This window comes from Bradyrhizobium sp. 61 (genome assembly GCF_023073075.1).
Classification (GTDB): domain Bacteria; phylum Pseudomonadota; class Alphaproteobacteria; order Rhizobiales; family Xanthobacteraceae; genus Bradyrhizobium; species Bradyrhizobium barranii.
This window is the reverse complement of record NZ_JADPIU010000103.1, coordinates 24939-50045: the sequence shown is the minus strand read 5'-3', so window position 1 is coordinate 50045 and position 25107 is coordinate 24939. Positions and strand designations below refer to the sequence as shown.

General features: G+C 63.3%; 38 protein-coding genes and 2 pseudogenes. 13 read left to right on the top strand and 27 right to left on the bottom strand.

Annotation, left to right across the window (positions count from 1 at the left end):
- Positions 1-13: 13 nt before the first annotated feature.
- Entirely contained in the window at positions 14-901 is an 888-nt protein-coding gene (locus IVB46_RS39755; RefSeq protein ID WP_247311048.1) for a hypothetical protein, read from the bottom strand.
- On the opposite strand from IVB46_RS39755, the gene IVB46_RS39750 reads away from it, so the two are divergent.
- The gene (locus IVB46_RS39750) at positions 900-1061 is read left to right on the top strand and encodes a hypothetical protein (RefSeq protein WP_247311051.1); all 162 of its coding nucleotides are present in this window, start codon (positions 900-902) and stop codon (positions 1059-1061) included. The two genes, IVB46_RS39755 and IVB46_RS39750, sit on opposite strands and share 2 nt — an antisense overlap.
- Before the next feature lie 323 nt (positions 1062-1384).
- On the opposite strand, the gene IVB46_RS39745 is transcribed toward IVB46_RS39750, so the two are convergent.
- The 9 genes and pseudogenes from IVB46_RS39745 to IVB46_RS39710 all read right to left on the bottom strand — a co-directional run bounded on the left by IVB46_RS39745 (position 1385) and on the right by IVB46_RS39710 (position 7939).
- The gene (locus IVB46_RS39745; protein ID WP_247311054.1) at positions 1385-3064 is read right to left on the bottom strand and encodes a hypothetical protein; all 1680 of its coding nucleotides are present in this window, start codon (positions 3062-3064) and stop codon (positions 1385-1387) included.
- Positions 2992-3438 carry a DUF2493 domain-containing protein gene (locus IVB46_RS39740; RefSeq protein WP_247311058.1) on the bottom strand — a complete coding sequence of 149 codons (447 nt, stop codon included), beginning with the start codon at positions 3436-3438 and terminating at the stop codon, positions 2992-2994. The genes IVB46_RS39745 and IVB46_RS39740 overlap by 73 nt, the downstream gene beginning before the upstream one ends.
- The gene (locus tag IVB46_RS44980; RefSeq protein ID WP_256468703.1) at positions 3435-3560 is read right to left on the bottom strand and encodes a hypothetical protein; all 126 of its coding nucleotides are present in this window, start codon (positions 3558-3560) and stop codon (positions 3435-3437) included. The genes IVB46_RS39740 and IVB46_RS44980 overlap by 4 nt, the downstream gene beginning before the upstream one ends.
- Before the next feature lie 74 nt (positions 3561-3634).
- Positions 3635-3802 (bottom strand): hypothetical protein, encoded by a 168-nt coding sequence (locus IVB46_RS39735; RefSeq protein WP_247311064.1) that lies wholly within the window; start codon positions 3800-3802, stop codon positions 3635-3637.
- A complete protein-coding gene (locus tag IVB46_RS39730; RefSeq protein WP_247311067.1) occupies positions 3799-3984 on the bottom strand; it encodes a hypothetical protein in 186 nt (61 codons plus the stop codon). Before IVB46_RS39730 ends, IVB46_RS39735 begins: the two co-directional genes overlap by 4 nt.
- Positions 3981-4286, bottom strand: a complete 306-nt coding sequence (locus tag IVB46_RS39725; RefSeq protein ID WP_247311070.1) for a hypothetical protein — start codon at positions 4284-4286, stop codon at positions 3981-3983. The genes IVB46_RS39730 and IVB46_RS39725 overlap by 4 nt, the downstream gene beginning before the upstream one ends.
- Positions 4279-4500 carry a hypothetical protein gene (locus IVB46_RS39720; protein WP_247311073.1) on the bottom strand — a complete coding sequence of 74 codons (222 nt, stop codon included), beginning with the start codon at positions 4498-4500 and terminating at the stop codon, positions 4279-4281. The genes IVB46_RS39725 and IVB46_RS39720 overlap by 8 nt, the downstream gene beginning before the upstream one ends.
- A gap of 445 nt (positions 4501-4945) precedes the next feature.
- Positions 4946-6609, bottom strand: a pseudogene (locus IVB46_RS39715) (arylsulfatase).
- 844 nt (positions 6610-7453) lie between these two features.
- Positions 7454-7939: a DNA-packaging protein gene (locus IVB46_RS39710; protein WP_247311076.1), complete on the bottom strand. Its 486-nt coding sequence runs from the start codon at positions 7937-7939 to the stop codon at positions 7454-7456.
- 588 nt (positions 7940-8527) lie between these two features.
- Here IVB46_RS39710 and IVB46_RS39705 point away from each other — a divergent pair.
- Positions 8528-9568 (top strand): ImmA/IrrE family metallo-endopeptidase, encoded by a 1041-nt coding sequence (locus tag IVB46_RS39705; protein WP_346016160.1) that lies wholly within the window; start codon positions 8528-8530, stop codon positions 9566-9568.
- Positions 9569-9571: 3 nt separating this feature from the next.
- The gene (locus IVB46_RS39700) at positions 9572-10081 is read left to right on the top strand and encodes a DUF4411 family protein (RefSeq protein ID WP_247311081.1); all 510 of its coding nucleotides are present in this window, start codon (positions 9572-9574) and stop codon (positions 10079-10081) included.
- Between the two features lie 44 nt (positions 10082-10125).
- Here IVB46_RS39700 and IVB46_RS39695 read toward each other — a convergent pair whose 3' ends face one another.
- The gene (locus IVB46_RS39695; RefSeq protein WP_247311084.1) at positions 10126-10314 is read right to left on the bottom strand and encodes a hypothetical protein; all 189 of its coding nucleotides are present in this window, start codon (positions 10312-10314) and stop codon (positions 10126-10128) included.
- A gap of 39 nt (positions 10315-10353) precedes the next feature.
- On the bottom strand, positions 10354-11031 hold the full coding sequence (locus IVB46_RS39690; protein ID WP_247311087.1) for a helix-turn-helix domain-containing protein: 678 nt from the start codon (positions 11029-11031) through the stop codon (positions 10354-10356).
- Positions 11032-11466: 435 nt separating this feature from the next.
- Here IVB46_RS39690 and IVB46_RS39685 point away from each other — a divergent pair, with 435 nt between their 5' ends.
- The 3 genes from IVB46_RS39685 to IVB46_RS39675 are packed head-to-tail and all read left to right on the top strand — an operon-like array spanning position 11467 to position 12537.
- Positions 11467-12129 (top strand): recombinase family protein, encoded by a 663-nt coding sequence (locus IVB46_RS39685; RefSeq protein ID WP_247311089.1) that lies wholly within the window; start codon positions 11467-11469, stop codon positions 12127-12129.
- Entirely contained in the window at positions 12116-12361 is a 246-nt protein-coding gene (locus IVB46_RS39680) for a helix-turn-helix domain-containing protein (protein ID WP_247311092.1), read from the top strand. The genes IVB46_RS39685 and IVB46_RS39680 overlap by 14 nt, the downstream gene beginning before the upstream one ends.
- Positions 12358-12537 (top strand): hypothetical protein, encoded by a 180-nt coding sequence (locus IVB46_RS39675; protein WP_247311095.1) that lies wholly within the window; start codon positions 12358-12360, stop codon positions 12535-12537. Before IVB46_RS39680 ends, IVB46_RS39675 begins: the two co-directional genes overlap by 4 nt.
- 129 nt (positions 12538-12666) lie before the next feature.
- Here the strand turns inward: IVB46_RS39675 and IVB46_RS39670 are convergent, their stop codons facing one another.
- The 13 genes from IVB46_RS39670 to IVB46_RS39610 form a co-directional block, all read right to left on the bottom strand.
- Positions 12667-13176, bottom strand: a complete 510-nt coding sequence (locus tag IVB46_RS39670; RefSeq protein ID WP_035678016.1) for a hypothetical protein — start codon at positions 13174-13176, stop codon at positions 12667-12669.
- A gap of 270 nt (positions 13177-13446) precedes the next feature.
- On the bottom strand, positions 13447-13803 hold the full coding sequence (locus IVB46_RS39665; protein ID WP_247311097.1) for a DUF1376 domain-containing protein: 357 nt from the start codon (positions 13801-13803) through the stop codon (positions 13447-13449).
- Position 13804: 1 nt separating this feature from the next.
- Positions 13805-14005 carry a hypothetical protein gene (locus IVB46_RS39660; RefSeq protein ID WP_247311100.1) on the bottom strand — a complete coding sequence of 67 codons (201 nt, stop codon included), beginning with the start codon at positions 14003-14005 and terminating at the stop codon, positions 13805-13807.
- Between the two features lie 5 nt (positions 14006-14010).
- Positions 14011-14304, bottom strand: a complete 294-nt coding sequence (locus IVB46_RS39655; protein ID WP_049810395.1) for a DUF968 domain-containing protein — start codon at positions 14302-14304, stop codon at positions 14011-14013.
- On the bottom strand, positions 14304-14786 hold the full coding sequence (locus IVB46_RS39650; RefSeq protein ID WP_247311104.1) for a hypothetical protein: 483 nt from the start codon (positions 14784-14786) through the stop codon (positions 14304-14306). Before IVB46_RS39650 ends, IVB46_RS39655 begins: the two co-directional genes overlap by 1 nt.
- Entirely contained in the window at positions 14779-15276 is a 498-nt protein-coding gene (locus IVB46_RS39645) for a hypothetical protein (protein ID WP_247311107.1), read from the bottom strand. Before IVB46_RS39645 ends, IVB46_RS39650 begins: the two co-directional genes overlap by 8 nt.
- Positions 15255-15944 carry a hypothetical protein gene (locus tag IVB46_RS39640; RefSeq protein ID WP_247311109.1) on the bottom strand — a complete coding sequence of 230 codons (690 nt, stop codon included), beginning with the start codon at positions 15942-15944 and terminating at the stop codon, positions 15255-15257. Before IVB46_RS39640 ends, IVB46_RS39645 begins: the two co-directional genes overlap by 22 nt.
- Positions 15934-16614: an RAD52 family DNA repair protein gene (locus IVB46_RS39635; protein ID WP_247345325.1), complete on the bottom strand. Its 681-nt coding sequence runs from the start codon at positions 16612-16614 to the stop codon at positions 15934-15936. The genes IVB46_RS39640 and IVB46_RS39635 overlap by 11 nt, the downstream gene beginning before the upstream one ends.
- On the bottom strand, positions 16614-16940 hold the full coding sequence (locus tag IVB46_RS39630; RefSeq protein ID WP_247311115.1) for a hypothetical protein: 327 nt from the start codon (positions 16938-16940) through the stop codon (positions 16614-16616). The genes IVB46_RS39635 and IVB46_RS39630 overlap by 1 nt, the downstream gene beginning before the upstream one ends.
- Positions 16940-17440 carry a siphovirus Gp157 family protein gene (locus tag IVB46_RS39625; protein ID WP_247311118.1) on the bottom strand — a complete coding sequence of 167 codons (501 nt, stop codon included), beginning with the start codon at positions 17438-17440 and terminating at the stop codon, positions 16940-16942. Before IVB46_RS39625 ends, IVB46_RS39630 begins: the two co-directional genes overlap by 1 nt.
- The gene (locus IVB46_RS39620; RefSeq protein ID WP_247311121.1) at positions 17437-17637 is read right to left on the bottom strand and encodes a hypothetical protein; all 201 of its coding nucleotides are present in this window, start codon (positions 17635-17637) and stop codon (positions 17437-17439) included. The genes IVB46_RS39625 and IVB46_RS39620 overlap by 4 nt, the downstream gene beginning before the upstream one ends.
- Positions 17615-17854, bottom strand: a complete 240-nt coding sequence (locus tag IVB46_RS39615) for a hypothetical protein (protein WP_247311124.1) — start codon at positions 17852-17854, stop codon at positions 17615-17617. Before IVB46_RS39615 ends, IVB46_RS39620 begins: the two co-directional genes overlap by 23 nt.
- A 5-nt stretch (positions 17855-17859) precedes the next feature.
- Positions 17860-18075 (bottom strand): hypothetical protein, encoded by a 216-nt coding sequence (locus IVB46_RS39610; protein ID WP_247345322.1) that lies wholly within the window; start codon positions 18073-18075, stop codon positions 17860-17862.
- A 217-nt stretch (positions 18076-18292) separates the two neighbouring features.
- Here IVB46_RS39610 and IVB46_RS39605 point away from each other — a divergent pair, with 217 nt between their 5' ends.
- The 7 genes and pseudogenes from IVB46_RS39605 (at position 18293) to IVB46_RS39575 (ending at position 23374) form a co-directional block, all read left to right on the top strand.
- Positions 18293-18661, top strand: a complete 369-nt coding sequence (locus IVB46_RS39605; RefSeq protein WP_247311130.1) for a hypothetical protein — start codon at positions 18293-18295, stop codon at positions 18659-18661.
- Positions 18662-18739: 78 nt separating this feature from the next.
- Positions 18740-19111 carry a hypothetical protein gene (locus IVB46_RS39600; RefSeq protein WP_247311132.1) on the top strand — a complete coding sequence of 124 codons (372 nt, stop codon included), beginning with the start codon at positions 18740-18742 and terminating at the stop codon, positions 19109-19111.
- Between the two features lie 2 nt (positions 19112-19113).
- The gene (locus IVB46_RS39595; RefSeq protein WP_247311135.1) at positions 19114-19407 is read left to right on the top strand and encodes a hypothetical protein; all 294 of its coding nucleotides are present in this window, start codon (positions 19114-19116) and stop codon (positions 19405-19407) included.
- Complete coding sequence (locus IVB46_RS39590) at positions 19400-19813, top strand: hypothetical protein (protein ID WP_247311137.1); 414 nt, start codon at positions 19400-19402, stop codon at positions 19811-19813. The genes IVB46_RS39595 and IVB46_RS39590 overlap by 8 nt, the downstream gene beginning before the upstream one ends.
- Positions 19814-19824: 11 nt before the next feature.
- Entirely contained in the window at positions 19825-20154 is a 330-nt protein-coding gene (locus tag IVB46_RS39585) for an AlpA family phage regulatory protein (RefSeq protein ID WP_247311141.1), read from the top strand.
- A 562-nt stretch (positions 20155-20716) separates the two neighbouring features.
- A pseudogene (locus IVB46_RS39580) lies at positions 20717-21158 on the top strand (DUF1810 domain-containing protein).
- 134 nt (positions 21159-21292) lie between these two features.
- Positions 21293-23374: a HAMP domain-containing methyl-accepting chemotaxis protein gene (locus IVB46_RS39575; protein ID WP_247345319.1), complete on the top strand. Its 2082-nt coding sequence runs from the start codon at positions 21293-21295 to the stop codon at positions 23372-23374.
- 5 nt (positions 23375-23379) lie between these two features.
- Here the strand turns inward: IVB46_RS39575 and IVB46_RS39570 are convergent, their stop codons facing one another.
- Both IVB46_RS39570 and IVB46_RS39565 read right to left on the bottom strand, forming a co-directional pair.
- A complete protein-coding gene (locus IVB46_RS39570; RefSeq protein ID WP_063983604.1) occupies positions 23380-23970 on the bottom strand; it encodes an NAD(P)H-dependent oxidoreductase in 591 nt (196 codons plus the stop codon).
- Positions 23971-24021: 51 nt separating this feature from the next.
- Positions 24022-24951 (bottom strand): AraC family transcriptional regulator, encoded by a 930-nt coding sequence (locus IVB46_RS39565; protein WP_247311154.1) that lies wholly within the window; start codon positions 24949-24951, stop codon positions 24022-24024.
- Positions 24952-25107: the final 156 nt, after the last annotated feature.

The following is a 25107-nucleotide window of genomic DNA, read 5'->3' as shown; positions in this document are numbered from 1 at the left end:
AGTCGCTCGCGCCCTAGCAGCGCATCAAGGTGTGCGATGGCGCGATGTCGAGCGGCTTGAACCACTGGGTCTTGAAGAAGTCGCCCTCGTCGGGAGCCGGCGCCTGCTGGTACAGCGCCGACCACACGCGCGGCGGCGTCGTCTCCTTCAGCTCGCGCAGCTGTTCGCCGTAGCCGTAGGCATCGTCCCCCCACAGGAACTCGCCGGGCGCGCGGCCGAGCTGGTCATTCGCCTTCGCCTCAGCGGGCAGCGAGATCACTTCCCACGGCTGATGGTTGAGGCAGCGGCCCGCGAGATCGTCCTCGTGCCAGCGCGTCTGGATCAGCAGCTGACGCGCGCCGGGGATCAGGCGGGGCCGGAAGTCGTAGAGGTACCACTCCCAGAGCCGCTCGCGGATCGCCTCGCTGTCGGCGTCCTCGCGCGAACGCAGGGGATCGTCGATCACGCCGAACAGCGCGCGGAAACCGGCGATGCCGATGCGCGCGCCTGCCGCGAGATACTCGCCGCCTTCCTTGATCGCCCAGCGGCCCGCCGCCTGGTTCTGGTCGTCGGGCGTGATGCCGAGGATCGAGGAGTGCTCCGCGATCAGATTGCGGACGCGGCGCCCCCAGCGCTCTGCCAGCTCCGTGGTGTGCGAGGCGGCGAGAAACTGCGCCTTCGGAAACTGCGACATCGCCCACGGAGGAAACAGTACCGAGGCGTAGGTCGATTTCGCCGAGCCCGGCGGCATGAAGATCGCGAGGCGCGGGATGTCACCCCGCGCAAGGGCCTCCAGCTTTTCGATCAGCAGCAGATGGTGACGGGCTGGCGTGTAGCCGTTTGCAATGCACCACTCCGCGAGAGACGCGCGAAGCAGTTTTCGCCGGAGGATTTCCCCTGCGGCGTCTTCCGCCGAGATCATGATTGCTGAAGAAGCGGCCCATCAGGTCGAAGGCCGCCCGGATTTCCTGCTCGTTCGCCACGCCATCATGAACGTGGGATACAAAATGCGGCATCCCGATCAAGCGACCGAGCCGCTTGGCCGAAATTCCGGTGATGTCCGTGAACGCATCGACCACTGACATAAGTGCGAAGTGGTGCCGCTCGTTTTCTTGTGGCATTGCGGGCTCCCCTCCCAAGGGAGAACCATCAAACGCCAAACATTACGAACTCGCAACAATTACGAGGCGACCGGTGCAGAAGTCGCATGGACCGCATCGCGGCTTGACAGGCGCACAAAGTACGAGAGCGCCCAGCGGCAGTTGCGCGAATTTATTACTCGCTCGCCTCTCGGGTGAGCGCCGCGTCGTACTCGCGCAGCAGATCGATGATGTACTGCTCCTCAGGCTCGATCACTTCAGGCACCTCGCCCCACCAGTTGATGGCGATGAAGCCTTCGGCGAGCTTACCGATATGTTGATCCCTGATGGGGAGCAGTCGCGCTAATGCCGCTTCGCGCCCACTCAGGCGTACCAATTCCGCCAGCAAGACCGAAGATAGCACTTCGGGCTTGGTCGATTGAGATGTCGCCACGGTCGTAGGCCCCCCAGATGTCGTCAACGGCAGCATTATTCTTAGCCGTTTTCCACTTCGCGGGGAATAGCTCGCGCACCGGCTCCCACGTTGCGGACTGGCCCGCGCGCGGGATCAGGCCGACGCTCTCGGCAAACTGCCGCGTGGCATCGTTCACCAGACCATAGGTGCCCTTGACCCCGGTGATGGCGCTGGAGCGCGCGTTCACCGAACCGGCCGGGCCGCCGGACGCCAGATGCTGGATCACCGCCTCCGACGCCCCGGACAGTGGACGCATCTGCGCCGCAGCCACCTGATGGGTGTCCGCCGTCACGTCGCCGAAGCGCGGGTCGTTCGGCACCTCGATGTTGTTGTAGAACGAGCGCACTTTGTGCTTCTCGCCGAGCAGCGGCGAAATGATGCCCATGTCACCGCCCGAGCGGATCGCGCGCACCGCCTTGTCGATGTCGCCGAACGTGCCCCACGCCACCTTGCTGGGATCACCGGACATCGTGGTGATGAAATCACCATAGTCGCCTTCCGGCAGGATCGAGCGATAGTTGCGCGTGTTGTGCGCCTCGTCGAAGGCGCGCACGAACAGCGCCGCGTTCTTCGGATCGACCTGATCGAGCCGCTTACCGGTGATCTCGCGCAGCGCATCTTCGGCGCCAGGCGCAGCCATCACCTTCGGCTGCGACCTGATCCAGTTGACCATGTCGCCGGACGCGCGCGGATTGTCCATGACGATGTCGCCGACGCGCTCGCCGAGCGTGGCGTTCATGAACCAGTCCTTTTGCGGCGACAACGACGCCAGCGCGGCCGACGCGCTCTGACGCGGGATGCCCCAGCGCTGCGCCATCGCATCGGAAATGCGGTTCGCGCCCTCGTACCAGTGCGGCGCGCGCGCCTTCATCTCGCCGGGCGAGTTTTCGTACAGGAAGCGCATGTTGCCAGCGGCCTGATCGACATAGGCCTTTGCCGCCTCCTCGGGCGCCATGCCCTGCAGCCGCGCGAAGCCCGGATAGCGCGACAGCAGCGAGGTGTTGTGCGCGAAGCCCTCCGGGTCCGCCTTCATCTCATCGACGCCAATCGACAGGTGCTGCCGCAGCGGGTCTTCGGTCGCCTTCACGGCGGTCGGGAAGCGCGTCGAGACGCGCAGATCACCGGCAGCGATGGGCACGCGAGCTGCTTCACGGGCGCCCTTCGCAGCCACGCCGAGCGCAGCCAGCGGCGTCGCCAGCATCATGTCGCCGCCGAGCCCGAGGGTCTGCAGCGCCGCGTCGCGATAATTGCCGCTGAGGAGGTTGCGGCCGAACGACGGCTGATAGCCGCCCCTGAAATCCGGCAGCAGACCGAGCACGTCGGCGATGCCAGCGCCGGGGACAAGCCCCGCCGCCATCGAGGCGGCGTCGGCGCCACCCTCCAGAGCGGAATTGCGGCGCACATCCGATATCACGGAGCGCCGCATGCGAGCTGCTGCCGCTTCGGCGGCGTCCTGCGTCAGGTTGCTGAGCGGTTCGGACAGGTTGGGCCGGTAGCGGATACGGTCGAGGGGGCCGTATTCGTCCGCCATCGCTGTGTTACCTCTGCCCTCGTGCGCTCATCTTTCAGATCAATCACTGTGACGCCCGCAGCGCGGGCCTGCCTGCACATATCGGCGGTGCCGTCGCCGCCAGGAAACGCGACCACGAGCTGCGGCTTGCCCTCGGCCAGCATCTGCTTGTTGCGGATGGGCCCGGCGCTGTTGCCGTGCAGCCGCCAGTGCGCCGGAAACATCTCGACCGGCACCTTGTGCTCGCCCGCCCAGCGATGTGCGCAGGTGTCCGCGCCCTTCGCCCTGCCGTGGATCAGCAGCGTGAAGCGGTGGAGGTCGTGCAGCATGTCGAGATACTTCTTGACCGCCGCGTAGTTTTCGAAGGTGCGCCCGCCGCACACGATGACGTTCATTGCGCCCGCTCCACCCTGATCACGCCACGGCGGCGCAGGGCGGCGGCGGTGCGGCTGCGCAAGGAGTGCTCGAACCCGCGCCTGTCACCGCGCATCAGCTTGGCGAACAGCAGGTCGATCACTTTCTGCTCCTGCGCAGAGCGATATTTGCGCAAGTCGCACACGAGACGCAGGTCACGGTCGTGCGCGGACTCTGTCACGACGGCAGCTCGCGCGCGATGGCGTCGGCGAGTGCGTGGACATCGATCACGCCGATCACATCGAACTTGTCGGGCGTCTCGACCGGCACCAGAGAGACCTTGCGGTCGCGCTGTTGGCGCTTCAGCTCGTCGCGGATGATGTCGATGAGGTCATCGCGCGTCATTCTCCCAGCAAGTCCCAGCTGGTTTCGACGCAGTCCATGAACGCGGGCTTCTCCATCCCGGCTTCGGCCGCGATGGAGACCAGAACATCAGCGAGGAGCGCGAGCGCGTCGGCGACCGCGATATTGGCGGGGATCGCATCGATGAACTTGAGCCGGGCCAGCTCATACTCGTGATCGGTCACGACAGCCTCCTGCGCGCGTCGATGATCGAGACGTTCTGCGCGAGCAGCTTGAAGGTCTGGATTGCGCCCGCGCTGTTGGCGAGCGCGCGCCAATCGACCGGCAGCTGGTCGCTCAGAAACCGCGCGACGTGCGGCGACAGCTTGTCGATGTCGTGCTTGCGCAGAAAATTCTTCACCGCCTCGACGCTGTCGATGTTCGGACGGAGCGCGGACGGGTTGAGCTGGAAGATCACCTGCTCCAGCACCGCGACGCGGGCCTCGAGCCGGGCGATCTGGGCGTTGAACTGGCTGCGTTCAGTCATGACCCAATGCCCTCCGCGCGATTTCTCCGACCGACGTGATGACGTGGCGCATGCAATGCGCTGAGATGCTGTCGAGGCTGATGCCTGCAGCTTCCAGCGCGGCGCGCGCCTTCTTCAGATCGGGTTCGGGGAAAACAGAGAGGGGATAGGCTTCAGACCACTGCACAATCGACTGCAGTCCGTCTTCCATCGCTTCGCAACGCTCGCACATCATCGTCTGTCCTCGATGATTGTAGCCGGGTCAGTGCAGATTGGGCTGGGGGGCTGAGGCTGCACTGCCCGACAAGGCCCCGATGACACCGCCGCAGGGGCGGCCTAAAGCGGTATGTCGGGGGCTTGCCGAAAAGTACGCACAAATCGCCCCTATCGTAAAGAGTTCGATCCAAAGAATTTTTGGGGGGCTTGACGCGGGTGATGTGGTGGAGATTCGTGACGTAGTTTGCCTCGAAGGCATAGGCGTGGAAAACCCGCCACTTAGGCCGTGTCCTCATAAACCGTCGGCGATGTCCGCTTTGCTCCGATACCGACCGCCTTTGTGCAACCGCAGCAAATGTCGTGATGGGCCAACAGGCGACATGGGACACATCGACAAATGAAAGAGGCCGCCAACTGAGGCGGCCTCTTGTAGCTCTGACAGGTCACTACTGGCTCGCTACGACCTAGTCTCCGTTGGCGCGAGTCCTCTTCATTTGTTCCTTAACCTCCGTGAGAACCTGGGCTAGGCTGTAGGACGCCGGGGACTGAAGCGCCGGGAACGGACCGTAGCTTTCTAGTTCTTTCAGCCACAGCGCCTGACCGACAGGGATGATGTTCCAGTCGTAGATGTAGGCGGTAACGGGTCCGGCAAGTGCGCCGCCCTGGCCGAGAAGGGTTTTCGGTTCGAAACCGACGGACCCCTCGAACGGATCCCTTTTGATGTTGGCGACCAAAGGCCAATGGAAGGTATGGACCCCCATCAGGCCACCGGTCGCGGCCTCGGATGCCATCGCGAAGTAGATCTTCCAGTTCTTGTAACGCACTGCCGACGGAACCGGACCTCCGTAATAGAAGAAACTATCACGTGCCGACTTCTCCGACTTGCCGGTCAGATAGTCGAGCTGGTTGACCCCCTGAAGCTTTGTCTTGACGATGCCGGGATACCTGCCCTCCATGATCTGCTTGTTGAGGTCGTTGCCCTTGGCGCCACCGGCGATTTCAACAAAGGTCGGCAACCAGTCATACGATGCGAAGATGTCGTCCAGGACGGTGCCAGGCTTGATTTTGCCCGGCCAGCGAATGACACACGGAGCGCGCATGCCGCCCTCCCAGGTGGTCAACTTGCCACCTTTGAAGGGCGTGTTGCCGCCATCGGGGAAAGTGATGACTTCGGCGCCGTTGTCGGTGGTAAAGACCAGAATCGTGTTGTCGAGCTGGCCCATGTCTTCGAGTTTCTTGATCACATAGCCGATGTTGTCGTCCATCTGCTTCATGCCGGCTTCGTTGACGCCCCAGTCTTTGCCGCCGGGCGTCCCTACCATCGCCATGTACTTGTCCGACAGCATCGTGGTGATGTGCATGCGTGCTGGGTTGTACCAGACGAAGAACGGCTTGTTGGTCTTCTTCGGATCGTTGCGGTCGAGGAAGTCGATGACCTTGGCCGAGATTTCCTCATCCGCGGTTTCAGAGCGCTTCAGCGTCATCGGGCCCTCGTCCTTGCAGGTCTGGTTCTGCTCGGTGCCGTCGGAAGAGGTACAGGCGAGTACCGGCCGCGGCGGCGTCATGCAAAGCGTGGTCTCCGGATCCACCGCGCCCGGAACCTCGGAAAGGCCGCGCACCGGCGTGTTCTTGCAAGGTGGAACGATGGCCTGTTCGGTCGGAGTCTTGTTGATGTCGGGGAAGCTCACGCCCTGCATCGCATCGAGGTGATAAAGGTAGCCCCAGAACTCTTGGAAGCCGTGTGCCGTCGGCAGCGCTGCCGAGTGGTCGCCGAGATGGTTCTTGCCGAACTCGCCGGTGTTGTAGCCGAGGTCGAGCAGGAACTTGGCCAGCGACGGCGTGCCGGGCTGCAGGAAGGATGGGCTGCCGGGCAGTTGCGGCGGAATCATGCCGGCGCGCAGCGGCGTCATGCCGGTGAAGAAGGCGGTGCGCCCGGCAGTGCAGCTTTGCTCGGCGTAGTAGGTCATGAACTTCGCACCCTCTCGTCCGATGCGGTCGATGTTGGGTGTCTCACCGACCATCAGGGCTGCATAATGCCGATGTCGTCGCCCATGATGAAGAGAATGTTTGGTTTCTGCTGCTGTGCCGCAGCGGGCATGCTCGTCAGCCCGGTCATTGACAATGACATAAGTGTCGTTGCTCCGAGGAATGTAGCCGTGACCCGCTTATGCCAACCTGTCGCCTTCCTCGGCGAAACGCTCGCTCCAGCTCGCGGCCTGTTCTTGAGAATGCAGTCAAACATGGTCACTCTCCGGTTGCAGTGCATGTCACGCTTTTGCCTGACGCACGGAAAGCCAACCTCCAATTCTCGGGAGAGCCCGCTTTTGATTCAGATCAAGCCAGACAACCATCGAGTGCGGCTTGCGACCAGGCGTTCGTGCTTACGTCAGTGATGCTGACGTTGACGGACAACTCGTTCAGCCTGCTGTTTGAGGTTTGACAATTGTCCGAAGGCGGACATGGTTGCCGCGCGCGAAGCGGAGCCGGGCGGAGGACCGTTCGTCAGACACAAACTGCGGGCGCAACATTGAGATCGATTACGAACGAATCTCGACGTCCGGTACGGGTCATTTTCGACAGTTTCGGCGGGGACTGTCAGTTGGTGGATGTCCGCTTTTGCCCGCAAGCGCCGTACCATGAGGAATGCCGCCGCTGCGGGTGTTGTTGGTCCGACAGGGACACCGCCCGCTGGTCCCGTGGGGCCGAGGCCCCCTGCACACGCCCACGGCGTGACTGCGAATTTCTGGAATGGCGGTGACATCGGGTGGGGTGTCAATAAAAGCATGCTTCCCCGCCTAGATTTTTCCCTCCCCGGTCCCCCTGGCAGAGGGGCACGGCCCCCACCCCCTTGGGATCGCTCACCTATTCCGATGCGCTCGCATGCGTCGTACCTGATGCGAGCTGGTCACGTCACCGGGACGCAACCACACCACGTCACAGCCCGAGGGGACCGCAACACTGAAACGGTCGTTTCACTGTGTCGGTTCGTCGGCAGTTCGGGTGTATTCCCCATCGATCACAGTGCCATGTGCCCCCGCCTTCTGGCTTGCGATGGCGTAGAGCTGCGCATCCGTGAGGGTTTCGACCTTCAGCGTGTGCCCATGCTCGACCGAGCGCACGTCGCGCCACTCCTCGGGGTCTGCGTTCTTCAGCGCGAACACGGCGGCGCTGGTTTCCGCGCCCTTGCGCGCCCGCAACAGCTTGCGTTCCAGGAACAGCACCCGAGCAGGCCGTGCGCGAGACACCGCGTCCGAGAAGTCGCTGTGCTCCCTGATCCACCTGTACACCGTGTCCCGGCTCACCCCGATCATCCCAGCGAAGGCGGTGAGGCTGATGCCCTCGTTGTTCGTCGCCTCGATCAGCATGTCACCGTATTCCGGTCGATAGCCACTCGGCCTGCCGAAGGTCTGGTCGCCCCTGTAGTGGGCTGGGAGCGTGGTCTGCTTGAAGGGTGCCATCGCTCAGCGCTCCGCGCCTGGACGCATGGAAGGGGCTGCCAACTGGAGCATGGGGCTGTCCAGTGTGCCCCCGAGCGGCAGCTCGTCCAGCTCGGGCTGGCTATCCCGACCCCCCCAGTCAAGCAGGCTCACCCTCCTCGCCCTCCTCTCGTCGGCCCGCCGTTCGCGCCGCAGGTCGTGCGCAGCCCGCGCCTCCGGGTTCCGGCACCTCGCCGTCCGTCTCATAGTCGTCCTCCATGCAGTTTTGGCCAAGCGACTGGATTTCAGGCGGCGCGGCCCCTATCTTCTCTCGACAATGGATGCTCAGCACCCCCTTCCAATGTTTGGATTTTAAATCCCCTGAACCTTGGGAATCTGGCATGCTGATGGGCAACCGCAATTTTCTATCAACCCAGCGGCGTCGATCATCTCGCTATGCCAAGTGTAAACCCCGATATCCTACGCTGGGCGAGGGAAACTGCCGGTCTGTCGGTCGAGGACGCAGCTGCTAAACTCGATCTCAAAGACGCACGCGGCGTAACCGGAGCTGATAGGCTCGCCGCATTAGAGGCTGGAGAGCGTGAGCCGTCGCGACCGCTCTTGGTTCGCATGGCGAAGCAGTATCGTCGCCCCTTGCTGGCTTTCTACATGGCTGCGCCGCCAACACAGGCCGAACGGGGTGAGGATTTTCGGACACTGCCTCCTGAGCATTCGATAGCCCAGGACGCGTTGGTGGATGCTCTAATACGCGATGTTCGCGCACGACAGCAAATCGTCCGGGAAGCCTTGGAAGAAGAAGATGCGGCGATCAGGCTGCCGTTCGTCGGATCGATGACGATGCGTCAAGGGGCTAATGCGGTTTTGGCCTCAATTGTCGAGACGCTGAACTTGGACTTGGAGCGCTATCGGCGCGGCACAAACCGCCAACCTGGCGGCTTCGCCTACTTACGCCATCAAGCGGAGCAGGCTGGCATTTATGTGCTGCTCATCGGCAATCTCGGCAGCCATCACACGAGCCTCGATGTCGAAACCTTTCGAGGCTTTGCGCTCGCCGACGAAGTCGCGCCCTTTGTCGTCGTCAATGATCAGGACGCACAAACGGCCTGGGCATTCACACTGCTCCACGAGCTGTGCCACATCTGGCTCGGCGCCACAGGAGTGAGTGGAGCGGTTGCCGAGAGTGCCGTCGAGCAGTTCTGCAACGACGTTGCGGGCCGCTTCCTTCTTCCTTCTGCTGAGATCGAGACGCTCGCCGGTTTGCGCGGCGCGAGCTTCGAGAGCGTGGTTACTCGGATAAATGACTTCGCAGAACAGCGAAACATCAGCCGCTCTATGGTCGCTTACAAGCTGCTAAGAGAAGGCCTCATCGACCGAGAGCTTTGGAGCCGGTTGACTGCCCTCTTCCGTAGTCAGTGGAAAGCGGCTCGCGCATCGGAACGCGAAAGAAATCGGGAGCGCGAAGGCGGGCCGAACTACTACGTGGTGCGGCGTCATCGGCTAGGTGACGCGCTCGTCAACCTGACGGGTCGCATGCTCGCAGAGCGAATACTTTCCCCCACCAAGGCGGGAAAGGTTCTCGGCGTCAAAGCTTCCAATGTCTACGGCGTGGTCGGGACCGGATCGGCCGGTTTTAACGCGGCGCAGGGGTGACGATTGTTACATCTGCTCGATGCCAGCACTCTTATTACCGCCAACAGGGAATACTATCCGTTGGACCGAATCCCCGAATTTTGGGATTGGCTCCTGCATCAGGGGGCGCGAGGTCAATTAAAAATTCCGCTTGAGATGGTTGAAGAGATCAGAGAAGGGACCGACGAAGTCGCAGCTTGGATCTCAGAGAGGGACCATCTAGAGGCATTGACCCTCGAAGAAGATGTGGACGTTGACCTACTTCGGCGGGTTATCGAAGAAGGCTATGCGCCTGATCTGACGGATCAAGAAATCGAGATTATTGGTAGAGATCCCTTCCTCATTTCGCACGCATTAAAGTCACCCGACCAACGCTGCGTCGTGACTGCCGAAATCTCGAAACCGAGCAAACAACGCGCCAATCGGAAGGTGCCAGACGTTTGCAATGATTTCGGCATTCGCCCGATGGACAGCTTTGGCCTCATCAGATCGTTGAATTTCTCAACGGCTTGGCGAGCCGCAGCAGGCGTGTGACTCCCAATGGCACATAATTACTAATTGGATTAGAGAGTCAGCCGTCAGTTCAACTTACGACGAAGCTTCTGAATGATTTCGCGCAGATCTTTCGCGTACTCCTCCACGACCCGCCGCGCTTCGTCCAAGCGGGAAGGCTTGGGCGCCGGTAGTTCATCGGGGCGTGGTTCCTCCGTCTGGTTCATGGCGACACGTTCAGCCAGCACCCGAGAGGGATCATTGAGCCAGATCAATGGCCCGCCCAAGGCTAAAAACTTATCCAGAGGTCCGAGCTATCGTTGTGGATCAAAGCTCTGAAGCTTGTTTAGATCGAGGATGACAATCTCGCGTTGGGTGTTGCCAATAAAATTGAGAACGCCCTCGCAATGCAATCGAGACACTGCGCGCGAAACCGTTTCCAGCGTCAATCCAAGGTAGTCCGCGATATCGCGCCGATTCATCGGTAAGGACACATTGTTTGATCCGGTTCGGCGATCCATCTCAATCAAGAATGCGGCAACCTTTTCAACAGCCGTCTTTCGGCCCAGAAGCAGCATGTGATTTTCCGCGTGCTCCAGATTGGTCGTTGTCATGGTAAGCAGGTTGCGCGAAATTGCGGCATCCGTGTCCGCCATCGACTGGAGGCTTGCTCGCTTCATTAGATACACAGTGGTTTCGATGACGGCTTCTGCGGTAAATCGATGGTTCTCACCGTTTTCGAATCCGAAGACATCGTCCTTTAGATGAAATGCGCCTATTTGACGCCTGCCATCGGATAGCAGTCTATAACTTCGCACAGCGCCACGTTTAATCTGATAGACGTACTCGGCCGGTTCCTTTTCGCCGAAAATTTCTTTGCCTTTTCGGTACGTGAATTCGCTTAGTTTGACCATTGGAGTTGGCGCGCTCGTAAAGCCGAGATCGCCGAGTGTGTTGGGCTGAAGGCGTTGATCCGTGGTGCGAACAAACATGGCGGCACCCCTCTCCACGCTTGGGCTTGCGTGCACAAAATGCGAAATCTTCGAGCTTCGACTTCGCTAAGGGAATAGCAGCGTATTGGAGAGCGAGCTCTTAGATCATTGTACCAAAGTACAAGCGAATGTGCGGCTGGAACCTTGGCTTCGTCTGCTTCTGCTGGCTGATGTCCGCTTCTACCGGGTAAGCGTCTAACCTTGGGCCTGGTCGCAAGCGTTGTGTAACCAAAACCTTTTCCGCTTAGGTCTTCACTGCCTAGGCATTTATTGCCAGCCGACCCGTGGGTGATTTGTGGGTGAGTTCTGGTACAGGGTCTTAATTGTCGGCGCAGCGATGGTGCCCGTGCTCATCATGGTCGCCGCCATGTTACATGGGTCTTGACGACATAGGCATTTGCTTCCTATAACTGGCAGCAACTGAGGAGCCGCTCCATGAAGACCGCCGTCGCCTACATCCGCGTCTCGACCCAGAAGCAGGGCCGCTCCGGTCTCGGCCTTGAGGCGCAGCAGGCCGCCATCGCCGCGTTCGCCGCCGCCGAGCGTTACGAGGTCGTCGAGACCTTCGTCGAGATCGAGACCGGCAAGGGCAGCGACGCGCTTGAGACCCGCCCGCAGCTCGCCGCCGCCATCGCGCAGGCGACCAAGCTGAAGGGCACCGTGGTCGTCGCCAAGCTGGACCGCCTCACCCGCGACGTTCACTTCGGCTCCGGTCTGATGTCGCGCCGGGTTGCCTTCCGCGTCGCGGCGATGCCGCACGCCGACAACTTCCAGCTCCACATCATGCTCGCCGTCGCCGAGAAAGAGCGGCAGGACATTTCGGATCGCACCAAGGCCGCCCTCGCCGCCTGCAAGGCGCGCGGCGTCAAGCTGGGCGCGCCCAACGCTGGCCAGAACAAGGCCGAGGCCGCCGCCGCGTTCGCGGAGAGCCTGCGCGAGGTCGTCGAGCCAGTCATGTGCCAGTCGTCGCGCCAGATCGCAGCGCACCTCAATGCGCGCGGCATCACCACGGCCGAAGGGTCGTCGTGGCAGTCCGCGCAAGTCATCCGCCTGATCGGCCGCCTGCAGCCGAAAGAGCAGCTCGATGTCGCCGCGTAAGCCCCCCCTCAACGCCCCCATGAGCGGCGCGGAGCTGGACGACGCTCTCATCGAAATCTTCGGTGAGAACCGCCAGACCGCGTTTGCGCGCGCCATCGCCTCGACGCCGCGCACCGTGCGCAGTTGGGTCGCCGAGACCTACGGCATGGTGCCGCCGCACATCGCCATCCTCGTGCGCCTGATGCTGCAGGCGAAGGTGACACCCGAGCAGCTGCCGGAGATCGAGCGATGAACTACTGGTTGGCCGCGTTCATCATCGTCGTATTCGGCACGTCGTTCATTCAGCAATTTTTCCCAAAGGTTGCCGAGTGGATCGCCGACGAGGTGCTGGACCCTTACGTCTTCAGGCCCATCGGCATCGGGCTGGTCGTTCTGTTCTTCGTGGCGATCATCTTCAACGTCATCTGAAACGCAAAAGGCCCGCCTGCTGAAGCCGGGCCTTTCTCGTCCCGCCGATCACGCAGGCCCGGCGCACCAAGGGGGCTTGGTCGAGAGGCGCAGTGCGGAGAGTAGCGAAAACTTGCTCCAAAACGCCCCTCAACGCAAGGCGTCGAAGAACACGCTGAGGCGGTGCCCGGCGTCGCCCAGCAGCTCTGCCGCCTTCTCCCGCGCCCGGTACGGCGAGCGCATCCCGAGGCTCGCGCCGGTCTCCTGCAGCCCCCTCCCGAAACACGCGACCTGATCGGCCACGAACGAGGGCCGGAAGCCGATTGCCTGCTTGGCGGCGTAGTAGGTGCGCTTGTGATCGAGCTGCGCCTCCGTCCGCGCCAGTCCGCTCATGGACGCCGGGTCGAAGCTGTAGATGCGGTTGAGATCGACGCTGTTGAGCGGCCCCTGCAGGCCCGCCGCAGCCCAGTGCAGCGCGTAGCGGCGCAGCGCATGATATTCGAGCGCCGACAAAATCCGGCGCACCAGCGCCTTCCCCAGCGGGTCGTCCAGCATGGTGATGCGGCGGGATGATCGCGAGCGACCGACGAGCTGGAAAAATTCGCCCGCCTTGGCGAGACGTTCCTGGGTGGGCCCGGCGTCGTCGAGTGGCAGCTGCATCGGCGACCTCGATGTGAAGTGAGGTGCAGCGCTATGCGCCACGATCTCCACACCGGCAAGCCCCTCGCCGCCAGCTCCAGAGAAGGTGGTAGTTGTTTAAGTTTTGTATTCGAAGCAATTGCTTCGCGATGCGGTTTCGACCCGGCGACCATCCAAACGGGCTAAGTCATTGAGCGGACTCGCGCGGCGCGAAGCAAACGCGAAGCAAAACGGAAGCACTGGTTCCGTGGGATGGTCTCCAAAAAAGACCATGCGTTATCCCCGTAATTTTCAGTGATCACCGAGCCGGGAGCGTGCGCGGCGGCTCATGCCGCTCGACTGGCCGCCCGCCTGACCGGCCAACGCGCGCAGGACCGCGATGCGCTCCTGCCTCATCATGTCCCGATCTGCGCGCGGGTTGCGCCAGTGCGCGTCGAAAAACTTTGCAAGCACCGGCTTGGTGCGCCGCCACTGCCGCTGATCGAGGCGCGCGATCATCCGCATCGCGGTGTCGTCCTCGTGCGGCAACTCTCCATGGACGCTGTAGTGCATCAACAAGTGCAAGTAGGCACCGCTCTGCAGCGCCGACAGTTTCTGCGTATCGCGCAGGTACGGGCCGATCTCGATGTTGAGATAGCGCCGCTTCACGTCAATCCCCCGCGTGGTTATCGACGATGCGGACCCAGCTGTAGCGTCCGACCTTCGTCTTCTTGCGCGCGGTGTCGGTCTTGATGGTCAGGTGCTTGGCGTAGAGACCATCGACCAGCGCCTGCGGGTTGCTGTCGCACTGCATCAGCTCGACATCGTGGTCGCTGCCGATCTCGCGCACCCAGATGCTGTACCGCTTCATCACCGTCATTCTCCTGGCGCGCGGTACTTCATCGCCAGCAGGAACGGGTTGAGGCCGTAGCTCAGCCACCAGCCCAACTCGTCGCCATAGGCGTGGCTCTCGCGGTGGTGACGCGAGCACAGCGGCAGTGCCCATTTGTCGTGGCTCTTTTCCTGCATGCCCGTGTATCGCTTCCCGTCGTTGATCGAACCGACGCGCAGATGCGCGGCTTCGGTCGATGTGTCGTCGCCGCAGATGCAGCACGGCTGCGTGCGGATGTAGGCGAGGTACGCCTCGTCACGCTGCCGTGGGTCGCGCATCAGTTGATCGTCGCACCGGACTCGTCGTCATCATCGTCGGCCATGTCGAGGAGCGCGCGGCGCACCTCCGGGGGCAGCTCGTCGAGGTCCACCGGCTTCGCGCCCATCGCGTCGAGCGCCTCGCCGGCGCTGGCGTACTTGCCGGTGCGGACGCCATCGAGATGCTGGCGCAACCGTGCCAGCATCTCCCTCATGGTGTCCTTCATCTCGGGGTGCTCAGCCATCGCGGCCTTCACCTGCTCCGACAGCGCCACCGTGAAATCTTCGCCAGCCGGAATCTCGTCGAGCCGCGCCTTGATGTGCTGCACCATGTCGTCCCACGTGGTGATGATCGCCTTCAGCGTCGCCTCCTTGGTGTTGCCTGAGGAGATCGCGCCGTAGACGATGACGGCGAGCAGCGCCTCGAACCCTTCGATGAAGGTCGCGCCGTGCTTGCCCAGGGCGTCCATCACAGCGTTCTCCAGCATGCGTTGCTTATCCATTTTCCTTGTTTCTCCACGCCTGATAGGCGAAATCGAGCTGGTGCCACTTCTGCCGTTCTTCCGTCCGGCCCGGCTTGCCGAGATCGCTGCGGCTCGCGACGCCGCAGTGATGGCGCACGCAGTCGGCGGCATGCCCCTCGTCGACGACATCCGCGTAGTGCAGCTCCTCACGCAGGAACGCCCAGAATGTCGGCTCCTTGCAGCGCATGCCCGCCTGCTTCGCCGGACCGAGGTCGCGCCACCTATCGCGCTCCATGCTGGCGTGATCGACCGGCGTCTCGTCGTCTTTCACCTCGACCAGCACGCAGGCGAACCGCGTGCCCATCGCCGCCCGCGTGATGCGGCTGTCCATGTCGATGGCGGCAATGGTCAGGCGCAGCTGCCAGTCGCCGGACTGACGCTGCGTCAGCCCGTCCTTCTTGACCTCCAGCGAGATCGTGTTGCGGCGTGCGAGGTCGGAGAGGTCCATCACTTCAAGACCCTTGCGCATTCGGCAATCGAGCGCTCGATGCGGTCGGCGAGCGCCAGCAGCTTCTTGACGCTGGGCTCCAGGTCGCGGACCAGGGCGAGCGCCTCCTTGGCTTCGGCGAGCTGCTTGCGGATGTCCTCGTTGCCGACCTCGTCGCCGAAGTTTTCGTCGCGAATCACCTTGACCCACTGCAGCGGCACGCCGAGATCGGCCGCCACCCGCACGTCGGTCCAGTTCGCGGAATAGCCGACCTTGTCGTTGACGTAGACCTCGTTCAGCTTCTCGAAGATGATGCGCCGTTCCTCGCGCGACATCGCGCGCGGCGGCAGCACATCGACCGGCTTGGCGTTGTTCGCGACGACCTGCAGCGGCAGTTCCTTCGTCATGGGCTCGATCCTCTCCCTCAAGACTTCCTGCTTCGTGGTGGTGCGGTAGGCGTTGCACTTCGGGCAGCGGTGCTCGCGGCGCTTGCGGCCGATGAACCAGCCACGCGGGATGAGCCTGCGGCGCACGAACTGGATTTCGATGGCGTCCTGATCGCGTTGAGAGGACGCTGGCACCGCGTAGGTGTTGTAGGGGAGCCGCTCCTCTGTGCCGCACGGGCAGCGCACGATGATGCCGCGCGACAGCCTGTTGTCGTCGCCGAACACCATCGGCGCATGCCGGAACGCCTGCACGTCATGCTTCACGGGCGGCACCTCCGAGCTGTTCGGCCTTCGCCAACACCAGCGCCTTGAGCATTTCGACTTCCTCGTCGCTCAGCTCATAGCGGCGGCGCGCCGCCCTCTGCCCTTCGCTATTCCACCACTCGCCCAGCTTCTCGCGGCTGGCGAACTCGTTAGCGATGGTAGCCTTGAGGTGTTCGATGAACTCGGCGCGCCTGGCGCCCAGAGCCTGCCGACGGCGCAGCTCGCTCTCGTCAACGACGTTGCTCTGCTCCTTGTCGTAGAGCGCGAGGCCGAACGGGTTGCCGAACGTCATGAAGGCGCGCTTCATCGCGTCGGTCTCGGCCTCCTTCACCGCGCTTTCGTGGGCGAGGCCGCGATCACGGTCGATGCCGTGCCCCGAACCGAACCCCTCGCGCACGATGTCGCCAACCGTGACGCGCACCTTGCAGATGTAGGTCACGCCGAAGCCGGGCAGCTTGTTCTCGCCGATCTCGCGCTCGTAGTCCGCGATGCAGGTGACGAAGATGGTTTCGCGCTGCCAGCCATCGAAGCCAAAGATGCGGTTGGCTTCGGCGATGACGTGCCAGCCCTCGACGTAGCTGAACGTGCGGCCGCCCTGCCTGCGCTCCTTCACCTGCGAACGGTTCAGCGGGGCGGACAGGTTCGCCTTCTGGTCATCATTGAGGGGCATCATTTCACTCCCTGAAAAGGGCGCGACACACGAACCCACACCACCGCGCTCGAACCGGAGCGCGTCAGCTCCTTGCGCCCGCTGTCCTGAACGTGACCCATCTGGAACAGTTCGCAGCGGCGCGGGCGGTAGGTGTTCTGATTCATCGAGATCGCAGCCGCGACGCGCTCGTCGCAGCCGCCATCGGGGTGCTCAGCCATCCACGCCAGAATTTTCTGGTGCGCCTTGTTGATGCGGCGACGCGCCTTGGTCGCGGCCTCGTGGCTGGCCTCGCTGTGCTTCTGGTGCGGTGGCTCACCGCCATAGAGATTGTATTCGTCGTTCATCACTTCACCGTCACGACAACAGAGGGCGGGGAGTTCGAGAGCGCGAGACCGGGCAGCTCGCGCCCGGCCTTCAGCGCGTCCTTGATCTTGGTCCGGTCGGGCTTGCGCTCGATCTTGACGAGGTCGTCCGGCAGCGTGTCGGCATCGGGTTCGCCGACGAGCTGCGGCGTGTTGTTGCGCAGGAAGACGGTGCCTTCCGGCAGCTCAACCTTGCGCAGGTTCGCCGCGTCCAAAATCGACAGCATCAGCGCGCGCGTGAACTCGACGCGGCGGTCGAAGCGCTGCGCGCGTGCCTTGAGGTCGTCCTGGCGCGCCTTGGTCGCGGTGCTCATCGCCTTTGCGTCCTCGCCCATGCGGATCAGGTCGGTGAGCACGTCAGACAGCGCGGTCTCGCCGTCGAGCATGTCGGCGCGCAGCACCTCGTCCTCCGCGATCTCGGGATAATGCCGGATCAGGGACTCGATCTCGGCGCGGAGCATGTCGGCCTCACGTTCGTTCATCGCTTGATCACTCCCTCCCATTCGGCGCGGTCGAGGACGCAAGACAGGTTGTCGCGGGCGTCCTGCAGGATCAGGAACACGGCGCGAGCCTGCCCCTTGGTCATCTCGTTCTTGAGGATCAGCGCGTCGCTCTGCATGCGCAGGACGCGTTGCTCCATTTCGATGGTCGGCGAGCTATGAACCAGCTCCAGTGTCATGGGGCTTCTCCCTGTACGCATCGAGCGCGCGGGAGACCTGACGCAGCGAGTACGTCAGGGCGTCCTTGGTCAGCACCAGCTGGCCTTCGGCCCACGCCTCGAAATCGGGTTGCAGATGCATCGCGTTGACGGCACGCAGGATCGCGTCGGCGTGCCACCTGATCTCGTCGAGGCGCGGGCTGATCTGTTGGTCCCACCGGTCGAGGCTGATCCCCATGCGCCTTACTCCAGACCGCGCATGCCCCAGAGACGCGGGTCCGCAATCGCACGACGACGCCGCAGCGCGCGGCTCATCGCGACATACGTGGATGCAGGGAACGCCCCTGCACGACCCGGCCAGTTCTTCGCGGTGTTGATGTTCGTGGCCGTCAGAACCGCCACCTTCGACAAACCGCCGAGGTGATCGACCACTGCCTTCGCGGTCGTCAATCTGCGCATGATCGATCTCAATTCGTAAGTGTAATCACTATCGAACTGAGTACGCATCCGCGACGGCGGCGGAATTGCGGCGGGAATTAAAGGACGGTCGAGCTATAAATTCGTACTCATTGCGCAGGCGCATTAAGTGCGATACAACCCCCCGTGCAGGTTGCATTACGTATGTGTATACCAGTTATAGGTATCTTTCTGCACACACGCGCTGGGGCGAGATTGCATGAAGAAGATCAAGGGTTTCGAGAAGGACGCCGACGCATACAAGGCGCGGCTGAGATTGTTGCGAGAGGTCGTTGCAGCAGGGAGCCAGCAAGTCTTTGCCGACAAGATCGGCATCGACATGAAGCGCTGGAACAATTACGAGCGCGGCTACCCGATCCCGCGCGAAATCGCCTTCCTTCTCAGGGAGAAGCTGAAGGAACCGCTCGCCGAGTGGCTCTGGTGGGGACTGGACAAACACTTATCCCCGCAATTCAGAGCCAGCCTGAAAACCGCCGAGCAGCGCGTAGCGACGCGCGCCAAGGCGGAAGCTGAACTGGCGGCAGCGAAAAAGCACGTCGAGGCGCTGAAGAAAAAGGTTCGAGCCTAAATCGAACTCTGTTGCGTTTCGTACTGAGTGCGAGATACGCTCCCCGGCTCTCGGCAAGAGAGCAAGGGGAGTTTCGTCATGGACGGATACGCTCGAAATGAACGCGACCGCATCGCCGCCCTGCGCGACGAGATCGAGCGGTCGGCCACGCGCATCTATCCGGCGCATCCGGCTGCACCACAGCAGCCCATGGTGCAGCCGCCCACCTACGGCGCGCCGCAGCGCGACGCCATCAATTCGCTGGTCGATAAGGTCGTCGGCGATGTCTGCGACCGCATCGTCGAATTGAAGAAGCAGCTCGACGCCCTGCAGCAGCAAATCTTGGTCGGCGGCGCCGCCACCAAGGTCACCCTCAACGAGCAGATCGACGCCTGCATGCGCGTCAACGACGAGACCACGCGCATCGGCGATGCGGTCGGGGAGATCGCCGACCGGCTGCAGAGGTTCTGACCATGGCGCAGGATGATCCCTTCATGGGCGTCGGCGTCGAAGCGCCGACCCCGGCACCAGCACCGAAGAAGCCCGAGCACCCGCTGAGCCTCGACGAGCGCAAGGCGCTCAGCTGGTTCAAGGCGAACACCCCGGCCAGCCCCAACGCGAAGGGGTTGCCCAAGAGCGAACACCGCGCCGTCCTGATGGCGCGGTGCCTGATCGAGATCAGCCCGGAGCGCAGGCGCTACGACCCCATCAGCTACTCGATCACCGGCAAGGGGATCGACCACCTGAGGGGGTGGCACAATGACTGACAGGTCCACCGCACCGTGGACATGGAGCGAGGTGGACGCGCTCAACCGCTTCCAGCGGCTGGGCCTGTTCCACCCGTTCACCTGTCCCGACGCCCACGACGGCGCCGACCGCACCCTCGTCGCCACCCGGAGCGGCTGGGTGTGCTGCCATTGCGACTACCGGCAGGACTGGGCGCACCGCTCGATGCTCGCGCCCGGGCCCCAACTCGGCTCGCCAGGGGGATCACAAAGCCCGCTCCGCGATCTCATCCTGCACCTCGACCGGGTCGCGCGGTACCACATCGCCTACCCGCAGGCGGCCGACGCCCTGCGCCATCTGCGCGACCACTTGTCGGCGCTGGCGTTCTGCGAGGAGACCAACCAGCGCGCCGCAGGCGGCGCGCCCACCACCGTCTACAAGCGTTAGGAGGGCCGCCCGTGAGCGACCGCGACCAGAGCACCAAGACCGCCACCAACGAAAACGAACGCACCGACGAATCTGCCTCCGAGGTGCGGCCCATGCTCAACGCCGAGCAGGTTCTCGCGATCATCCCAATCAGCCGCACCACGCTGTTCCGGCTGGAGCGTGACAAGGTCTTCCCGCAGGGCGAGCCGATCACGCCGCACCGCAAGCTGTGGTTCAAGGATGAGGTGATCGCGTGGCAGCGGGATTTGCGCGACCCGAAGTCCGCGCTGTCTCAGGCGATGAAGGCTCGCGCAGGAGGCCGAAAGCCCGGCCGCCCGCCGCGTTCGCTGAAGGCGGTCTAGCTTTTCCCGGTCACCGTGTGCTCAGGCTCCCAAGGCTCCAGTCCCCGCCAGCCCCCGGACGGGCCGCCAACTGAGGGGCCTTAGTGTCTGCTGATTGGCTCAAATCTATCGAGCCTGGTTGCGCCTTCCCAAAGCTCTACCGGGTGCCCGTCAACAAGCAATTTGGCTCGCTCCCGAGCCCCCGCCTCGTCCGGCACCACGATGTCAACTCGGAACGTTATGTGCCCTTCGCCGTCGATGATATATGCGCGAAACTCTCGCATGATCCCGCTCCAAAACACCGCCTCGTTCCGAAGCAGGAACAATTTAGAGCCGATCAAAAATCACGTCACTACCCAAATTAAGCCACTGGCCACTGAGGTCGGAGGCCAGCGCCGTTAGCCCGAGACAAAAGGCGGTCTAGCTTTTCCCTAGGTTTTTGGGATCGCGTTAGCCCACGGTTAGCCCGAGACAACCAACCGAAAATAATACTGAGGAATATCAAATAGTTACGGCGATTGACTAAATTGGGAGCCAAAACTTAGGCATAATCGCGGCCGACAAGCCCCCCTTGAGGTATCCAATGACCGATCCTTTCGACCTAGAGCGCTTTGTCAGGGCCCAGGACCCGGTTTTTGGCGACGTCCAGGGGGGAGCTGGCCCGGGGCCGGAAACAGACTCACTGGATGTGGTTCGTCTTCCCGCAGATCGCCGGCCTCGGCTTCAGCACCATGTCGCAGCGCTACGCCATCGGCTCGCGCGCGGAGGCCAGAGCCTACCTCGCCCACCCCGTACTCGGTCCGCGACTCATTGAATGCACCACGCTCGTGCTTGCCGTCGGGGGACGAACCATCAACGCGATCCTCGGCGCGCCCGATGACGCCAAATTCCGCTCTTCGATGACGTTGTTCGGCGCGGTCTCCGACGAACTCGTCTTCGACCAGGCGCTCGCCCGATATTTCGCAGGCGAGCGCGACGGCGCGACGCTGGAGAGGCTCGCCAGGCTCGATCGGCCGGCGCGCTAGCGCGACCTACGTCTAGACGAATGGACGCATGCAGGCGGGGCATGGCGGCCGGCAGCGTAAACTCCGGATTAACACCGGCTGCCTATCGTTTGCGCAGAATAATTTTCTTCCCCGCGCCAATTGCCGGACAGATCATGAAAATCGGTACGCTGCTGACCACCGCCATCGTCTCGCTCTCGACAGTCGGCGGCGGCCTCGCCGTCTACGTCGCCGTGACGAAGTACCAGACGATGGACAGGATCGCCGAAGCGCAGGGACGACTCTCGATCGTCCGCGCCGCCAGCGACATCCCGCGCTACCTCAACCCCGAGCGCGGCTTCGCAACCAACATCCTCTACGGGCCCGCGACGGTCGATCCGGCGCAGCTCACCGAGCACGACAAGCTGCGCAAGCAGACCGACGGCGCCCGCGACAGGATGAACGCGCTGCGCAAGGAGCTGCCCGGCCCGTTCGACGACGGCGCCACCATCGGCAGCAACATGGACGCGATCAATTCGAAATTCACCGCGCTCCGCGAGGCCATCGACAAGGCGATCGCGGGACCTGCGGATGCCCGCAAGGACGCCGCCAAAAAGGTCGTCGCCGACAATGCCGTGCTCAATGCCGGCGTCACCGCCCTGCTCAACGAGCAGGTCCGCCGCATGGCGATCCTGAACGGCGACGCCTACCGCCAGTCCAACTACGCCAACATCGCCATGACGCTGCGCGACGTCGGCGGCCTCAATTCCAGCGTGCACAAGAACCTCGTCGGCGCGAAGAAAGTGGCCAACGACGCCGAGAAGGCCGACATGGCCCGCATGCAGGGCCGCAACGACCAGATCGTGATGTCGCTGATGGAATTGCGTGGCAACGCGGCAACTCCGGCTAACGTCGCCGCGGCGCTGGAGACGATGAACTCGAACTATGTCGAGGAATTCGGCCGCGAGATGAAGCTCGTCAAGGACGGCGCCGTCAGCGGCAAATACGAACACGATGTCGAGACCTTCTACGTAGCGTCCCAGAAGGGCCTCGGGTCCATTATCGGCGTCCGTGACGCCTTCTACGACAATGCCGAGCAGATCCTCGCCGGCGCTTCCTCCGCGGCGCGCACCAGCTTCACCATCGCGCTGGCCGGCCTCCTCGCCGTGCTGATCGCCAGCGCCGGCCTGATCGTGATGGTCCGCCGCCGCGTCTGCGCTCCGATCGTCAGCCTGACGACGCGGATGTCGCGCCTTGCCGACGGCGAGGTTGCGGACGAGATCCCCGGCGCCGAGCGTTCCGACGAGATCGGGGCGATGGCCTCCGCCGTCCAGGTGTTCAAGGACAACATGATCCGGGCCGACCGGCTCGCAGCCGAGAAGCAGGCCGAGAACGACGGCAAGATGCGCCGCGCCCAGGCGCTCGACGGGCTCACCCGCGCATTCGAAGCCAAGGTCACCGAGCTCGTCGGCGGCCTCTCCCGCGCCTCCTCCACCATGGAAAGCACGGCGCAATCGATGACCTCGACGGCGGCCCAGACCAACAGCCAGGCCGCGGTCGTTGCCGCCGCCTCGCAGCAGACCTCGACCAACGTGCAGACGGTCGCGAGCGCGACCGAAGAGCTGACCTCCTCGATCTCCGAGATCGGCCGGCAGGTGGCACAAAGCACCGAGATCGCGGCCCGCGCCGTCGATAACGCCCGCCGCACCGGCGACACGGCGCGCGCGCTCGCCGAGGGCGCCCAGAAGATCGGCGACGTCGTCACGCTGATCCAGAGCATTGCCGAGCAGACCAATCTGCTGGCGCTCAACGCGACCATCGAAGCCGCCCGCGCCGGCGACGCCGGCCGCGGCTTTGCGGTCGTCGCCTCCGAAGTGAAGTCGCTGGCGGGCCAGACCGCCAAGGCCACCACCGAAATCTCCGAGCAGATCACCGCGATCCAGTCCGCAAGCGACGAGACCGTGAACGCGATCCGCAACGTCGCCGACGTCATCGCCGAGATCGACCAGATCGGCACCGCGATTGCGGCTGCGATCGAGGAACAGGGTTCGGCGACCCGGGAGATCTCCCGCAGCGTGCAGGAAGCCGCGCGCGGCACCCAGGAGGTCAACAGCAACATATCGGGCGTGCAGCGTGCCGCCGACGACACCGGTGCAGCCGCAAGGGAAGTGCTGGGCGCGGCCGAGCAGCTCTCGACCCAGTCGCGCGATCTCGCCGGCCAATTCGACCGCTTCCTCGGCGAGGTCAGGGCCGCCTAGTCAGCTTAGTATGGCGGCGCCTTGCGCGCCCGCTGCGCCTTGGCGGCCTCGATCCACCACAGCAGGTCGTCGGCAAAGCGCGGGAATGAGCGCTCCAGTGCCTTGCCGCCCTCGCCGATCGGCTCGCTCTCGGCCGACAGCGTCTGCGCGATCGGTCCGACGCCGATGGTGCTCGACACCACGACCATGCCCATCTCCGACAGCGTGCCATGCCAGGCGGTCGAGGCGCGTGCGCCGGACAGTCGGCCGGCGGAGTAGCTCACGATCGCGGCCGGGCGCCAGAACCACTCTTCCAGGAAGTGATCGGTGAGGTTCTTCAGGCCGGGCTGGATGCCCCAATTGTATTCGCCGGTGACGAAGACAAAACCGTCGGCGCCGCGGATCTGCCCCGCCAGCTTCTCGAGCGCCTCGGGTGCTGCCCCCTTGGGATATTCCTTGTACATGCGGTCGAGCATCGGCAGGCCGATCGCCTTGGCGTCGATGAACTCGACCTCCTCGCCGCGCTGGCGCAGGCGATCGATAACGAAATTCGCAAGGCGGACGCCCATGCGGTCGGAACGGTAGGAGCCGTAGAGGACGAGGATGCGGTTGCTCATGGCCGGCACGCTAGCACGAAACAGCGATACGGCCTCAACCGATTCGCCGCGCTACCGTTGTCGTCCGAGCTCCAGCGTTTGCGACGGCGTCTCGCCGAACTGGTCGCGATAGCTTCTGGAGAAGTCGCTGAGATGCCAGAAGCCGAACGCCAGCGCGACGGCCTTGACGCTGTCGGCGCCGGCGAGCAGGCGCTGGCGCACCAGCCACAACCGGCGCAGGCGCAAATAGCGATGCAGGCTCATGCCGCGATAGCGGCGGACGACGTCGTGCAGGGTGCGGACGGACAGGTTGAGCTTGCGCGCGATCTCCTCGCTGTAGATCGGCTGCGAGAGGTCGTCGGACAGAAGCGCGCGGATCTCCCGGAAGATCCTGAAATTGCGTTCGTCATTGGGACGCAGGGTCCATCGCGCGGCAACGACGCTTTCGAATGCGTCGTCGACGGCGCCAAGCAGGGACTCCTTCATGGCTGCGGCCTTCAGCGGCACGTCCGCGGCTCCGATCGGCTCCGACGCGGCAGCCAGCACCTCACGAACCAGGCTGCGCAGCCGGTTCAGGCTCGCGGCCGTCGTTTCAAATATCTTGAAGCTGGATGTCGCGTGCGGCCAGCCGCGATCCGTCACCTCCGGCCTGAACACCACCGAGGCAATTTGCCGCTCCACCTCCTCGATGGTGGTGTAGGCGGCGCCGCCGCTGCCGATCACGATGACCGGTCGTGCCCGCTGCGAGCCGTTGAAGCGGATGGGCACGTTGAGCTCGTCCATCGTGAATCCGATGGCGGTGCAATTCTCGACGAGCTGCGCGTCGACGACGCGGGGAAACGCCCGCGTGAAATTCACGTCGCAACCGGGCAGCGACAGAATCGTCTGCTCGGCCGAAATCCTCCGTACGAAGGGCGTGAACTCGAAATTCAGGCCTCGTATGGCATTTCGAAATTCATCGACGTCGGAGAAGCGAAATACCTTGGGCGCAATGCTGTTCATGGCAATGTGAAACGTCGCGTCGTAACCAACGCGCGTCCGGCGGCGATGCCGGTCCGAGTTTCCCCCTTTCGGTTGTCCCGTTCGACCGAAAGAATCATCCTAGTTCGTCTCGTTCAATTGGCGAGGGTCCTGTTCAAAGGACAAGTCGCCGCATCG